Genomic DNA, 12,507 nt, shown 5'->3' with positions numbered 1-12,507 from the left:
CATTCTAGTATGAATAATTTTACTGAATCTCACATGGACTTTGCAAAACCCGTATTTCATCGAGATGTTTTTGATGTCTCGCGATACTTAACTACTGAAGAATTCGTGGTTGAGCCAATCATCTGGAAAGCCCATAGGAAATTTTGGCACTTCGGGATGAAGTGTAACTAGCGCTTTTACTTTATTATGCCATTGACTATCTGGACTAACCTGCCTCATTAGGTGACCTAACATAAGTAACACCATATAAATACGACGCTTAGGCTGAACTTGGCTGGGCTCAAGTCTGTCTGGCAACTGCCAATTATCACCATTTGGAATCTTAGGCTGAACAGACAATTCTCGATTCCAAAGTCGACTATGATGTGCGCAACAATTCCTCACAAAGTTTAGCGTATGCAACCAACTTTCAAGAACCTCTTGAGGTAAGTCAAATCTTCTAGCGATATCTTTACGGTCATTATCTTTTGCTAGCCCTCGATATAGGTGAGATATACTCCCAAGAGTTAATTCTTCCACCATCGCCCAACCTGGCATTAACTTAGGAGAATCATATGTATGTTGGTAGAAGCGGGCATAATTCTCTCGGACTCTTCTTTCAATCCGCCGATCTTTAACTTCGGCAGAAACGGAAGTTCGTTCAATCTTTTTTACATCTCTCTGAAGATCGTTGGATTCTTTTGATTGCTTATCTTCGATTTCTTTCAAAAGTCGTTTGTGCTGGTATGAGGATTTAAATAATGATTCATTCAAGTACCAGTGGGAGCCACTACATATATCATCAGTTTGATGCTTGTTAGCCATAACGTTATTCAAGGTAGCTCGGATTGCAACTTCTACTCTCTCAATAGCGTCCATAATGAGCAGCCGCAATTCTCTATCAAAAGCGTACAAGTCCACTATTTGTTTAAATTCAGTTCCATCTTTGAATTGATGATCTACAACTTGTTCGTTTATATTCTTTTGGAATGGGCGCATATATGCGCTAAGGCGAAAATAGCTTATTACTTCTAAATATCTTTCCGCACGTTCTGGATTTTGAATGGTTAGACCGCGGTGCTGAAGAATGCCGATTTGTTCTGTAATACTAACCGCGGGTTTGTTGAATTGATTCATTATGCCTTATCTTCCATGACGTAAAATTCAGGCATAAAAAAGCCCGCACAATTTGAGCATTGTTAAGAGGCTTGGCGGGCGTGTTGCTTATAATAGTAGTGATATGCATGCCGCCCGTCAACCACATTCATCTATTATCTTCAAAGTATTAACTCACAACACAACGAAAATTTCAAACATAACCTCATGTATATTAAAGCAAAACAGTAATCCCTATTCAGCACAAAAAATTCATTCTGATACAACGGTCGCACCTGCAAACACAACACTGTCCCAATCACACCACGATCTTGTGGCTCCTCCTTCTCTCTCCTCTTTTAACGCGTCAGTCGTTGCCCTTCAAATGGGCCTATTGACCAGCCGTTTATCCGAGTCCATGTTAAGTTCTAGCGTAATAACAAGCACATAGCCGCAGACCACAGTCCGTGCGGGAGTTAGTATCAAAGTGATACTAACTCATTGTTTATAAGAGACTATTGATCTAATCCTTACCTTATACTAGCGTAAAGAGAGATACCACTGACACGATAGCATGACGTGCTCACTTACCCCGATGGTTGGCTACTTTACACACTAACCGCTAACAACGCCGCTCCCCAGGTTTGTCTAGTCACGCTCTTCAATGACAATTCGATTAGCGTTCACTGCGCAATACAAGGTGCTGTACCTATCCATACGAAAGAAGGTAGCTATCATTGGACGGCCTCAAATGGGGAGATCTCGATACTGCATCCACTCAAAGAGGGCTGCGTGCGCTCATTACAACGGGTGTTATTGGACAGCGAACTGGCAAAGTGGCGTGCGGCACACGTGACCGTGCAACGTATCCGGGTCAGTGATATTTCCCTCGACCCAGCATAAAGGAGACACCATGACAGTGTATTGCAATTTTGTATGGAAGGTGGGTGCAGACACGGAGCCTCGCCCTCTGCTGACCCAGTTTGCGCAGGAACACTTTCACGTCCATGAGGCCGTGCCCATCGATACCACTCAATATGGCATTGATCATGGCTTGAATGATGTGCGAGCAGTCTTCAAACCGGAACAACGTTGGATCGCTTTCTGCTGTCGCTATCAGCATGATGTGGTCGCGACTGAAGGCAAAGTCCTAGCATTCGCCCAGGCCCACGGCCTGACGGTCGAGCGCATGCGAAAGTAAGGACATGCCGATGCCGTCGTCGTTTGCCGCTGATTTGGTCTTTACGATCATCCCATCGCCGACCACCCGCTTGGCTGCCACCCATGTCGGGGTAGAAGTTCTGCATGTGCCTACCGGTTTAATTGTCCGCTCCGTGGTATTGCCGTCACAGCATCTCAATCAACAAGCCGCTCTGGCGATTTTGGCGAGCCGATTAACGGCTCATGATTAGGGGTAATGTATCGTAGGTATCAACGAGAAAAGAATTAAAAATACCACGGGGTACACTTCGAATTATGCAGCCAGTTAGATAAACATGGATTAGCATTCTGGGTCAAAGAAGCTTGTTAGTTGTGCCGCTACCGATCTTTTTGACACTGTACCCAACGGCCTTATATCCATTGGCACGCTTTTTCCACATTCGTTGTAACATGGGAAAGTCATCAACATAATCGTGCACCGTGACCTCTGTTTTATTTGGGTGGTGACGCTGAATACGGCCAGCGTACTGGGCAACAATCCCTTTCCAGGAAATTGGGAGGGCCAAAAACAAGGTATCCAGATAAGGCAGGTCAAAGCCTTCCCCCACATATTTACCCGTCGCAATGATGACAGTCCTTTCAGGTAATCCCTTCTGAATCAGTTCAATCCGCTGTTTACGGATCTTAGTACTCACACCACCATGCAGCTCAATGGTATTGATGCCTTGTGTATTTAATTGCTCGCTGAGTATTGCAATATGTTCTTTACGTTCACTGAGCACCAGACATTGACGCTTGGCTTCTATTGCCTGGGCAATGCTGCGCGTGATGAGCTGATTTCGAGACGCATTATCTTGCAGGTATTGATACAGTTGGGTGATTTTTACCGGCTCCGAACCATCCACCCAAGTCGCTGGAAAAGCGATTTGGGTGTCGCAGCAATAGGCCGTTTGACTGAATGTTAACGACGCTGGTTTAGACTCAAATAACACCGCACCAAGTTGAAAATACATTAGCTTTTCCAACCCATCTTGTCTTTTGGGCGTCGCGGTAAAGCCAACCAAGAATTGAGGCGCGACGTTCTTTAACAACGTTTCATAGTTTGAGGCCGGAATGTGATGGCATTCATCGACAATAATTTGCCCATAGCTATCTACTTTGTCATGAATATCAATGCCATTTCTACTGATCAGGCTTTGATACGTCGCGACGTCGATCCGTCCGTTTAGTTTATCCTTCCCGCCCAGGAGAGATCCCATCTCAGCGTCTTTGAGGAATATCTTGCATCGCTCAATCCATTGTTCCGCCAGCGCCTTATTGTGCACTAATACCAATGTATTGACTGCGCGTTTGGCGATTAATGCCAGTGCAACAACGGTCTTACCAAACCCCGTATTCGCAATGACCAGTCCATGTTCATTCTCCAGTAAGGCTTTTAGCGCTTTCGCTTGCTGGCTGCGAAGCGTGCCCTCAAAACGCAGGGCCGGGAGTCGCTGACCAGCATAGCGTTTATCCTGATATCGGATAGTACAAGCCTGTTGTTCCAGTAACGCTTCAACTTGTCCTTTTAGTCCTCTGGGCAGGTGCAGATAGCCCGATTCAATGTGCGCCGCACACAGATAGCGAGGTACGCCAATCGTTGAAAATCGCATCGCCTGGCGTTTAAAAAATTCAGGATTGGCAAACACCGCTAACTTCTTTAACGTTGCGACCAGTTTGTTGGGTAAAACCGCAATAGCAATATACAGCTTGTCAGCCACGACGATGTCGATTGTCGCGGGGCAGTCGTCAATTTTGGGCGTATTAAGGGTCGTCGATTTTTCCCAGGGTTTTAACTCGGCGACTTGCGGTTCCACGTCCACATAATCGGCGAGACGCTCGAGTAGTTGCCGTATAGTGTCAGGTGATAGTTTGCCCGTCGCCGCCAGTGCTTGCCATTGATCTTCGACAACACCCCCGTCAGTATCAATAAAGCAGGCGTTTCCCGACAAGCGAGGCTGCTTTTGTAACGGTAATGCAATGAGGTTCCCCATCCCGCCGCTGGGTAAGACATCTTGGTTGGGAAACATGCGGTCAAAACAGTCAAAGTTAAGGGCCGGGTATGTGTCCATGGTCAGATTGAGCAACGCTGTGCCCAATTGGCGTGAGGATTTTGCGTCTGTCGCTTTTTCAAAAAAGAGCCATAAATGACCGCCTTGTCCACTACGGGAACGCTCAACTAAGTAGCCAATAGACAGTGACTCACACACGTTTCGCAGTGCCGATATTGCCTCAAACCAGTCCGTTTTATCGAAGTCAAACGCTAACAGGTAACATTCATTTTGCGCCGTTAACGGGTAGATCCCAATCGTGCGTTGCCCTCGAAGATGGGCATTAATGGCACTGTCATCAAAGCGATGGAAGGCTTGGTGGGCACATTCTGAACATGCCGTTTTGGGCTTGTTGCAGATCCCAGCTTGCCATTCATTGGCACAGGAAGGGCTGTATCCGGCTTTGCCTTGCTTAGACTCCCAGCGGAAGGGGTAGACATCTTCGCGTCCGCGAAAGTATTGCTTAAACAGGGCAACCTTGGCCTCGGGTGTCTCAGATTGACTGAAGTACTGTGCTTGATGCGCCATACTTTGTTGCAAAAGCGCACTACGTTCATTAAGCAACGCCGTTTTTTGTTCTTCCAATCGCGCCAGCGCTTCGACGATTTGCGCCAGCCGCGCCTGGGCTCCCGGGATTGTCATGCTACTCAAGCTCCATTATCGTTTGGCATAGGCCCGTTGTGGGAAAGGAGCGCTTCACGGTTTAAGCAAGTGTGCTCCACCTTAGACTTGGAGCTTATCACGAATGCGCTATCCCAGCGCTGAGGCATCCATTGCGTTTCTTGGGGCAGCGCCAGAGGGTGGTCGGTGAGTTTGCGAAAAGTGCGATAACGGGCACGTTCAGGGGAAAAAGACCGTCAACCGCGATTTTGGCCGTCATGGCGCATAAAGAAGGAATATGTTTAATAAAAAATATCCAGATTTACAAGAGTGTGATGAACATGTTGGTGGAACAGTCTATACAGGTAGACACTCATACATTCAGTCCATTAAGTGGGAAGATTTTATAAAAAGCCCTACTCTATACCTCGATATTACTACCGAAATTAGAGACGACCTAGATCGCTATAACATTTCAAAACTTGTTACTGTTGAAGAGTAATCCAACGAAAACTGGACTAAATAACAGAAGAGAGAGCAACATAGCGGATTAAAAAACGAAGACAAAGACATAATCCATTAATATTCAACATTGTATGGATTTGTATGGTATTGATATGAGTTAGTTCGTCTTCGCTCTAATTTCATCTGTCTTCGTTATAATTACTTCAGCTCAAGAACCTCACCACGCTCCAAATTGTCGTACACTTTGCGGAAATCAAAGAACTAAACGGTTACTAAAACCGGTAACCTAGCGAAATAGCATAGACAAAGGGGTCTATTTCAATAGCGCTCACAGAGCCCCGGGTATCACCTAGGTTGAAGCTTGCTTCTGTGTCTATATCTATCCAACGAACGGCGGCATTCAAAAACCATCTTTCGCTTAACTGATAGTCTATTCCCACTTGTGCGGCTAAGCCAAACGAGTTATCTAGAGATAAGTCACTAAGCCCTGCCTCTTCATTAGCTCCCGTAAATTGCTCGTCATAAATAAACGTATAGTTTAGGCCCGCACCCACATAGGGCTGAAAAGCACTTGATGGATCGTTAAAGTAATAGTCAACCGTCACTGTGGGCGGAAGGTGGGTTACTTCGCCTAGCTGGTTACCTGTTCCTAATGGGTTATCGATAGCGAAATTAACGTCATGTGTGAACGGTGTTGCGGCTAATACTTCTACGTTAACTCTATCCGTGATGAAATAGGCCGCGGTGAGGCCCAATTGCGTGTTGTTATCAATGTTCAGGCCAAAGCCCAAGTCGTCACCCACGTTAATGTTTGAAGACGATTCATCAGGTGCAACCGTGGCAAAGCCACCTCGGACGAGAATGTCGCCTTTTTCAAATGCAACTGCACTGGATGCTGAAGCAATAAAGGGAAGGGCGGTTAGTGCTAAAGCTAAGTTTTTCATCGTAGTCTCTCAGTCTGATAATTAAACACAGATAAGACTAAACAGACTTACTTAAAAAGAACTTTCTAGAAGATTAACATTAGATTAAAAGCCTACGCCTAAAAATTCGCTCACACGGTATTCGCATCTTCCCTAGAAAGGTCTGCCGCAATCGCTCAACAATATCTGGAAGATATTTGTCTATCCAGACAGTTTCAGTTACCAGCTTGTACGTGAGGGAAGAGAATTCCGCGTAGACTTTGATTTAACTCAGCCGGTTGATGCCCCTCCTGCCCCTGGGCACCAGGTAATCGACACGAATTTCTCTTATTAGACATTACCAGGTTAACGCCATCCCCCAGCATCTTAATAATTTTCGCTGGGGGCTCGCTTTTTATAACCAACGTCAGCAAATTTTACCGGCTATTCGTCGCCCATAACCTCATCAAACAGCGCATTAAACTGCGACAGTCCTTCCTGTAAGTGCGCCTCGGGAATCGTCAGCGGCGGTAAAAAGCGAATGACATTGCCGTAAAAGCCACAGGCCAGCAGGATCAGGCCATAGTCCAGTGCCTTGCCGATAATGGCTTTGGTGAGTGCCGGGTTAGGCGTCGAAACACTGCCGTCGGTCATTAGCTCCAGCGCGATCATCGCGCCGTGCCCGCGTACGTCGGCGACCACCTCGGGGTAGCGTGTTTTCAGTGCGTTAAGTGATTCCATAAAACGCCGTTCAATCATGATTGCCCGCTCTGTGAGCTTCTCCTGTTCAATCACGTCGAGCACGGCAAGGCCTGCCGCGCAGCCCAGCGGCGAGCCGCCATAGGTACCGCCCAGTCCGCCAACCGGCGCGGTATCCATGACCTCGGCCTTACCCACGACTGCAGAAATAGGAATACCACCGGCGATCCCTTTTGCCATGGTCATCAGGTCCGGCTCAATCCCCGCCACTTCTGTATGAAACATATGCCCGGTACGGGCAAAACCAGACTGTATTTCATCACAAATGAGTAGGATTCCGTGTTCTTCGCACAGGGCCTTCAGCGCACGCATAAAGGTCGGCGAGGCGATGTAAAAGCCGCCTTCACCCTGTATAGGCTCGATGATAATCGCCGCCACGTCGCGCGGCGAAATATCCACTTTCATCAAGGTGCTGAGCGCGGCCAGGCTTTGCTCGTCGCTAATGCCATGCAGTGGATTGGGATACGGTGCGTGATAAATCTCGCCCGGAAACGGTCCGAAGTGGTCTTTATAGGGCGTAACCTTGCCGGTCAGCCCCATAGTGAGATTGGTGCGGCCATGAAAGCCGCCGTTAAACGCAATCACACCCCGACGTCCGGTATGGGCGCGGGCAATTTTAACCGCATTTTCCACCGCTTCTGCGCCCGTGGTAACGAACATGGCCTTTTTGGGGCTGTTCCCCGGCGCCAGTTCGGTGAGCTTTTCTGCCAGTGCCACCGCACTTTCGTAGGGGTTTACCATCACGCAGCTATGGCTGAAATTCTCCATTTGTTCCGTGACCGCCTCAACCAGCGCGGGGTGGGCATGGCCGGTGTTGCATACAGCAATACCGGTACCAAAATCCAGATAGCGGTGTCCTTCAACGTCCCAGACCTCGGCGTTTTTGGCGTGAGACACATACACCGGATAAAGGTTGCCCTGACCGTTGGCAAACACCGCCCGTTTGCGTTGTTGTAGTGATAGATTGGTCGCCATACTAGTATCCTCCCAGACAGCGGTATTGAAGTGAAAGGTAATCGTCCAGTCCGTATTTCGAACCTTCGCGACCGAAACCGGATTGTTTAACGCCGCCAAACGGCGCAGCCGGGTTGGAAATCGCGGCGTCATTAATGCCCACCATGCCCACATCAAGCTGGTCGGCTACGCGGCGCATGCGCGTATAATCCTGGGTATAGAGGTAGGCCGCCAGTCCGTATTCGGTGTGATTAGCCAGCGTTATCGCGTCCTTTTCGTCATCAAAGGACGTGACCGTAACAACCGGGCCAAAAATCTCCTGATTAAAAATGAGCATCGAGGGGGTAACGCCGGTTAACAGGGTGGGCGGATAGAACGCGGTCTTGTCCCATGCGCGGGAATAATGATGGGTGGCGCCCTGGTTAATGGCCTGATGCACCAGTTCATCCACGTGGTTTGCGGCCTGCTCGCTTATGAGTGGCCCCATGTCCGCGGCTTCTAATCCATCACCGACGGTCAGCGTGCGCATTTTCTCTGTCAGCGCGCTGACAAACGCATCGTGACACTTCCGGTGCACCAAAAAGCGATTGGCACACACACAGGTTTGCCCAGCATTTCTGAACTTAGCCAGCATGGCACCGTTAACTGCTGCATCAATATCGGCGTCATCAAACACGATAAACGGGGCGTTGCCTCCCAATTCCATAGAAACCCGCTTCACCGTTGACGCACAGTCCTGAATCAGTTGCTGCCCGACCTGCGTTGATCCGGTAAAGGAAAATTTCGCCACCCGCGGTGACTGGGTGAGCACTTTGCCGAGCTTCCGTGCGTCAGTACCGGTCACCATGTTCAGTACGCCGTCAGGGATCCCGGCGTCCTGACCCAGTTTAGCCATGGCCAGTGCACTTAAGGGTGTTTCTGATGCGGGACGCCCGACAAACGTGCAGCCCGCTGCCAGCGCAGCGGCCGCCTTTCTGGCGATCATCGCATTGGGGAAGTTCCAGGGCGTAATGGCCCCTACCACGCCGACCGGTTTTTTTATCACCTTCACTCTCTGTCCGTTGTGCAGACCATCGGATAGGTCGCCATAAATACGCTCTGCTTCACCGGCAAACCAGCGCACATAGCCTGCGCCATAGTCGATTTCCCCCCTGGCTTCGGCCAGCGGCTTGCCCTGTTCCAGGGTTAACAGCGTTGCCAGTGCATCCCGGTGTTCGGCCAGTTTGGTATACCAGGCCATGAGCAGGCGGCTGCGCTCTGCGCCCGTGGTGTTGCGCCAGTCGGCGAACGCCTCTGTCGCATGGCTAATCGCAGACTCCATATCCGCAGGTTGCGCATTGCTGATGGTTGCCACGGTCTCGCCGTTGGCCTTATTTCTGACTGCAAATGTCTGTTCGCTTTTATGCCAGTGTCCGTTGATCAACGACCCCGGCATAATCAGTGTTTGGTATGCACTTGCCACACGCTTCTCCTGTTGATGTGCTTTTGTGATAACGCTATTGAAACAGCCGGAATAAGATTGTTAAATAACAAACATTAAATTTTTAGTTTGATGGAATAAAACTTTTGAAAATTGCTGGCAGAGCCATTACAGAATATGATCTCAAGCTGCTGAAGGTGTTTAAATCAGTGGTAGAAAATGGCGGGTTCGCTGCCGCCGAAGACGAGCTGGGCATTACCCGCTCAACCATAAGCGTGCACATGAACAATCTGGAAACCCGCATGCGGCTGACCCTGTGCCATCGTGGCCGCGGCGGCTTTGTGTTAACGCCTGACGGGCAAACTGTGTATCAGGCCTGTCTTCCGCTTTTTTCAGCACTGGGCGATTTTTCTCACGCGGTTTCGCAACTCAGTGATGAAATTTCAGGGCCACTGGTGGTATTGCATTCCGATGTCCTGGATGACGCACGGCACAGGCTCATAGCAAACACCATTAAGACACTGATGGCAGAGGCACCGGGACTGAGTATCACGCTGGATGGCGATCGCATTGAAAACATTGAACAGGCACTGTTAAAAGACAGAGCGCACGTGGGGATTTTTCCGGGCTACCGGAAAATGGCGGGCCTGAGCTATATCGACACACTGAATGAGCCTATTTACCTGTGCTGCGCCCGTACTCACCCGCTGTTTGCGTTAAGCGATGACGCCATCACTGATACTACCATTGCCGAATATCCGGCAGTGGTGCCTGGCGTAGAGATCAGCCAGCAAGGCCGTGAGCAGCTTAAAAAACTTACCCCGGGGGCCCACGCCTATCAGTTTGATTCGCGTAAGGCACTGATTGCGTCCGGGCGCTTTATTGGCTATTTGCCGGGCAGTTATGTACACAAAGAGTTGCGAGGCGGGGAGTTCAGATTACTCTGCCCGGCACGTTATCAGTACAATTTTGCGCAATCACTGGTGCGTAAGCAGGTCCCGGCTGAACCCAAAAAAGTGGCGTTGTTTTGCCGCGTGCTAAACCAGCATATCCAGCAAAGTGACGCCTGGTCAGATGGATTCGTCGAGTAATCCGGTACCGATCAGCGTGTCTCTGACACCCGCCAGTTGTGATGAAAACCGTTTCCACTGGCCAACGCTGCGATCGTTGACAGGTTGCCTGACCTGCACCGCGCTGCCGGTTGTAACCTGGGTCTCGCGCTGGTAAAAATTGAGGCACGCGGGATCGTACGGAATGTCGCAAAAGTTGGTGATGCGTCTGGTTTCTGCGGTCGGGTCGGCAACCAGTGCTTCGTAGCTCACATTAAGTATGCTGTCACCCAGTAGCGTCTGCCAGTGCGTCATTAACCGGCGGTAGGCACTATAGTAGCCAGCAATCTCTTCCAGATTGTAGGAAAACTGATACGCATGGGTGAACAGGTGTTTATACACCGACCATAAGGTGTCCATTGGCTGGCGCTCAACATGAATGATGCGTGCCTGTGGTAATGCTTTGTGAATCAGACCCAGGTACAGAAAATTCAGTGGTAGCTTGTCGGTCAGCATGGTGTTTTCCTGTCGGTAGCCGCTGACCGCAGTCAGATAACGCTGTCCCATCGCCGCGACGTCACAGCTTGCCGCGCGCGCCTAGCAGTTTTTCCACCAGCGTGGTGCCGCTGCGTGGCATTCCGACAATAAACGTCATCCCCTTGCCCTGATTAACCGACGCGGTCTCAGCACACCAGGCGTCTGTAAAGGTATCAGTAATTGCCTGCATGATGGCTTCATCCTGCGCCACTGCGTACTTCAGATAGCGACGACGATGACTGGCCCCGGAAGCATAGGCATCAAAGTAGGCGTCATTCTACCCGGTATCATCATACATTTTGCCGAGTGCATACCAGGCATGTACCCGTTGTTTGGGCGGCATTGCCTCATCGGTGAGTTGACCCAGCGATGCGATCCGTTTCGCATCCGCTTCCTGGCTGCGTAAATGCACCAGTAAGCAATATGCTTCCACATCATTGGGGCTATGCCGCTTCAGCCCCCTCAATGTCGCCATTCATACGCAACGTAGTCGCAAGATTATAGTGATAGGTGGGATGGTCTGGCGCTTGTTCACAGACTCGCTGATATAGATCCGCTGCCGAGCAAAAATCATTGGCCTGGCAACTCCAGTATGCCGCCTCTGCAAGCTGCTGGGGCTCGGGCGACGTAAGACCCTCCAGATAGCACTGGATTGCCTGCTGCGCCTTTATCAAACTACCGGCCTCAAGATGAGGCCGGATAAGATGTTCCAACTACAAGCTCCTAGAACTGATACTGCAAAGCAATACTGATAGAGCGAGGTTGAGTAATATAGGATTTAGACGCGTTTCCGTAGAAATTATCTTCCGGATCCGTTCCCATATATCCTTCAGACAGCACGCCGGTGACGCCCTCTTCATTGAATACATTTTTCACGTATACAGTAGCGTTCCAGTTCGTCGCGTGCAATGTCGTACTCAGATTGGCAATCCAGAACGACGGCAGCATGACGTCGAACACCGGATCATCACCCAGAGAATTACGAGAGTCATACTGGTAGTGAGCACTCGCTCTTCTTAGCAGGTAATACTCGCCGTCCATCTCGTAGTAGTGTTCTAAATTTGCACTGAAGGTGTGTTCTGCGGTGCTGGGCAACCGCTCGCCGTTGACCGCCCGCAAGACTTCGCTTGGGCTGTCTGGTGTATCGGCGGGGATATAAAGATCGTCCGTCAGCTCTGCATCCGTATAGGCGTACTGCACACCGTATTGTAGTATATCGGTCAGATAACCCCGGGTTTCAAATTCCACCGCCTGGGTGCGTGCTGATTCACCGTTAACCGCAGCATAAAATCCCCAGTTCGGCGTAGTGACGTTAAGCTGCGGATCGTCCCAGTCCATGCGATACAGTGTTAATGCATAGAAAGTTTCGCCGGTATTGCCCTTTACACCATATATGTACCCTCTCCGATTGCAAGACACCGTGTTGATTTAATAACGTGATTCATTGCTGCCATATATTCGGCTTTTTCGTGAAGTCAATTGACTTCTAGCCTTGA

General features: G+C 49.6%; 13 protein-coding genes. 4 read left to right on the top strand and 9 right to left on the bottom strand.

What is annotated here, in order from left to right; translation table 11 throughout:
* Positions 1-87 precede the first annotated feature (87 nt).
* Positions 88-1,116 (bottom strand): Abi family protein, encoded by a 1,029-nt coding sequence (locus BIZ39_RS03015; protein ID WP_049587122.1) that lies wholly within the window; start codon positions 1,114-1,116, stop codon positions 88-90.
* Between the two features lie 871 nt (positions 1,117-1,987).
* Between BIZ39_RS03015 and BIZ39_RS03010 the strand changes: the two genes are divergently transcribed.
* Together BIZ39_RS03010 and BIZ39_RS03005 are read left to right on the top strand one after the other, a co-directional pair.
* On the top strand, positions 1,988-2,275 hold the full coding sequence (locus BIZ39_RS03010) for a hypothetical protein (protein WP_187446314.1): 288 nt from the start codon (positions 1,988-1,990) through the stop codon (positions 2,273-2,275).
* Positions 2,276-2,285: 10 nt separating this feature from the next.
* Complete coding sequence (locus BIZ39_RS03005; protein WP_152910877.1) at positions 2,286-2,486, top strand: peptide chain release factor family protein; 201 nt, start codon at positions 2,286-2,288, stop codon at positions 2,484-2,486.
* 102 nt (positions 2,487-2,588) lie between these two features.
* Here BIZ39_RS03005 and BIZ39_RS03000 read toward each other — a convergent pair whose 3' ends face one another.
* Positions 2,589-4,967, bottom strand: a complete 2,379-nt coding sequence (locus BIZ39_RS03000) for a TOTE conflict system archaeo-eukaryotic primase domain-containing protein (protein ID WP_187446313.1) — start codon at positions 4,965-4,967, stop codon at positions 2,589-2,591.
* Positions 4,968-5,223: 256 nt separating this feature from the next.
* Between BIZ39_RS03000 and BIZ39_RS02995 the strand changes: the two genes are divergently transcribed.
* Entirely contained in the window at positions 5,224-5,427 is a 204-nt protein-coding gene (locus BIZ39_RS02995) for a hypothetical protein (RefSeq protein WP_049587116.1), read from the top strand.
* A 235-nt stretch (positions 5,428-5,662) separates the two neighbouring features.
* Here BIZ39_RS02995 and BIZ39_RS02990 read toward each other — a convergent pair whose 3' ends face one another.
* The 3 genes from BIZ39_RS02990 to BIZ39_RS02980 form a co-directional block, all read right to left on the bottom strand.
* A complete protein-coding gene (locus tag BIZ39_RS02990) occupies positions 5,663-6,334 on the bottom strand; it encodes an OmpW/AlkL family protein (protein ID WP_187446312.1) in 672 nt (223 codons plus the stop codon).
* A 402-nt stretch (positions 6,335-6,736) separates the two neighbouring features.
* A complete protein-coding gene (gabT, locus tag BIZ39_RS02985; RefSeq protein WP_187446311.1) occupies positions 6,737-8,026 on the bottom strand; it encodes a 4-aminobutyrate--2-oxoglutarate transaminase in 1,290 nt (429 codons plus the stop codon).
* Position 8,027: 1 nt separating this feature from the next.
* A complete protein-coding gene (locus BIZ39_RS02980; RefSeq protein WP_316248210.1) occupies positions 8,028-9,467 on the bottom strand; it encodes an NAD-dependent succinate-semialdehyde dehydrogenase in 1,440 nt (479 codons plus the stop codon).
* A 104-nt stretch (positions 9,468-9,571) separates the two neighbouring features.
* Between BIZ39_RS02980 and BIZ39_RS02975 the strand changes: the two genes are divergently transcribed.
* The gene (locus tag BIZ39_RS02975) at positions 9,572-10,516 is read left to right on the top strand and encodes a LysR family transcriptional regulator (protein WP_187446310.1); all 945 of its coding nucleotides are present in this window, start codon (positions 9,572-9,574) and stop codon (positions 10,514-10,516) included.
* Here the strand turns inward: BIZ39_RS02975 and BIZ39_RS02970 are convergent.
* The 4 genes from BIZ39_RS02970 to BIZ39_RS02955 all read right to left on the bottom strand — a co-directional run bounded on the left by BIZ39_RS02970 (position 10,496) and on the right by BIZ39_RS02955 (position 12,349).
* The gene (locus BIZ39_RS02970; RefSeq protein WP_187446309.1) at positions 10,496-11,041 is read right to left on the bottom strand and encodes a sulfotransferase family protein; all 546 of its coding nucleotides are present in this window, start codon (positions 11,039-11,041) and stop codon (positions 10,496-10,498) included. The genes BIZ39_RS02975 and BIZ39_RS02970 overlap by 21 nt on opposite strands.
* Before the next feature lie 10 nt (positions 11,042-11,051).
* A complete protein-coding gene (locus BIZ39_RS02965) occupies positions 11,052-11,222 on the bottom strand; it encodes a sulfotransferase (protein WP_187446308.1) in 171 nt (56 codons plus the stop codon).
* Positions 11,223-11,454: 232 nt separating this feature from the next.
* A complete protein-coding gene (locus BIZ39_RS22585; protein WP_410369557.1) occupies positions 11,455-11,685 on the bottom strand; it encodes a tetratricopeptide repeat protein in 231 nt (76 codons plus the stop codon).
* 49 nt (positions 11,686-11,734) lie between these two features.
* Complete coding sequence (locus BIZ39_RS02955; RefSeq protein WP_187446306.1) at positions 11,735-12,349, bottom strand: hypothetical protein; 615 nt, start codon at positions 12,347-12,349, stop codon at positions 11,735-11,737.
* Positions 12,350-12,507: the final 158 nt, after the last annotated feature.

The organism is Alteromonas sp. BZK5, from assembly GCF_014349115.1.
GTDB classification, from domain to species: Bacteria; Pseudomonadota; Gammaproteobacteria; order Enterobacterales; family Alteromonadaceae; genus Alteromonas; species Alteromonas macleodii.
The sequence above is the reverse complement of the archived record's forward strand: the minus strand, read 5'-3'. Positions and strand labels throughout refer to the sequence as shown.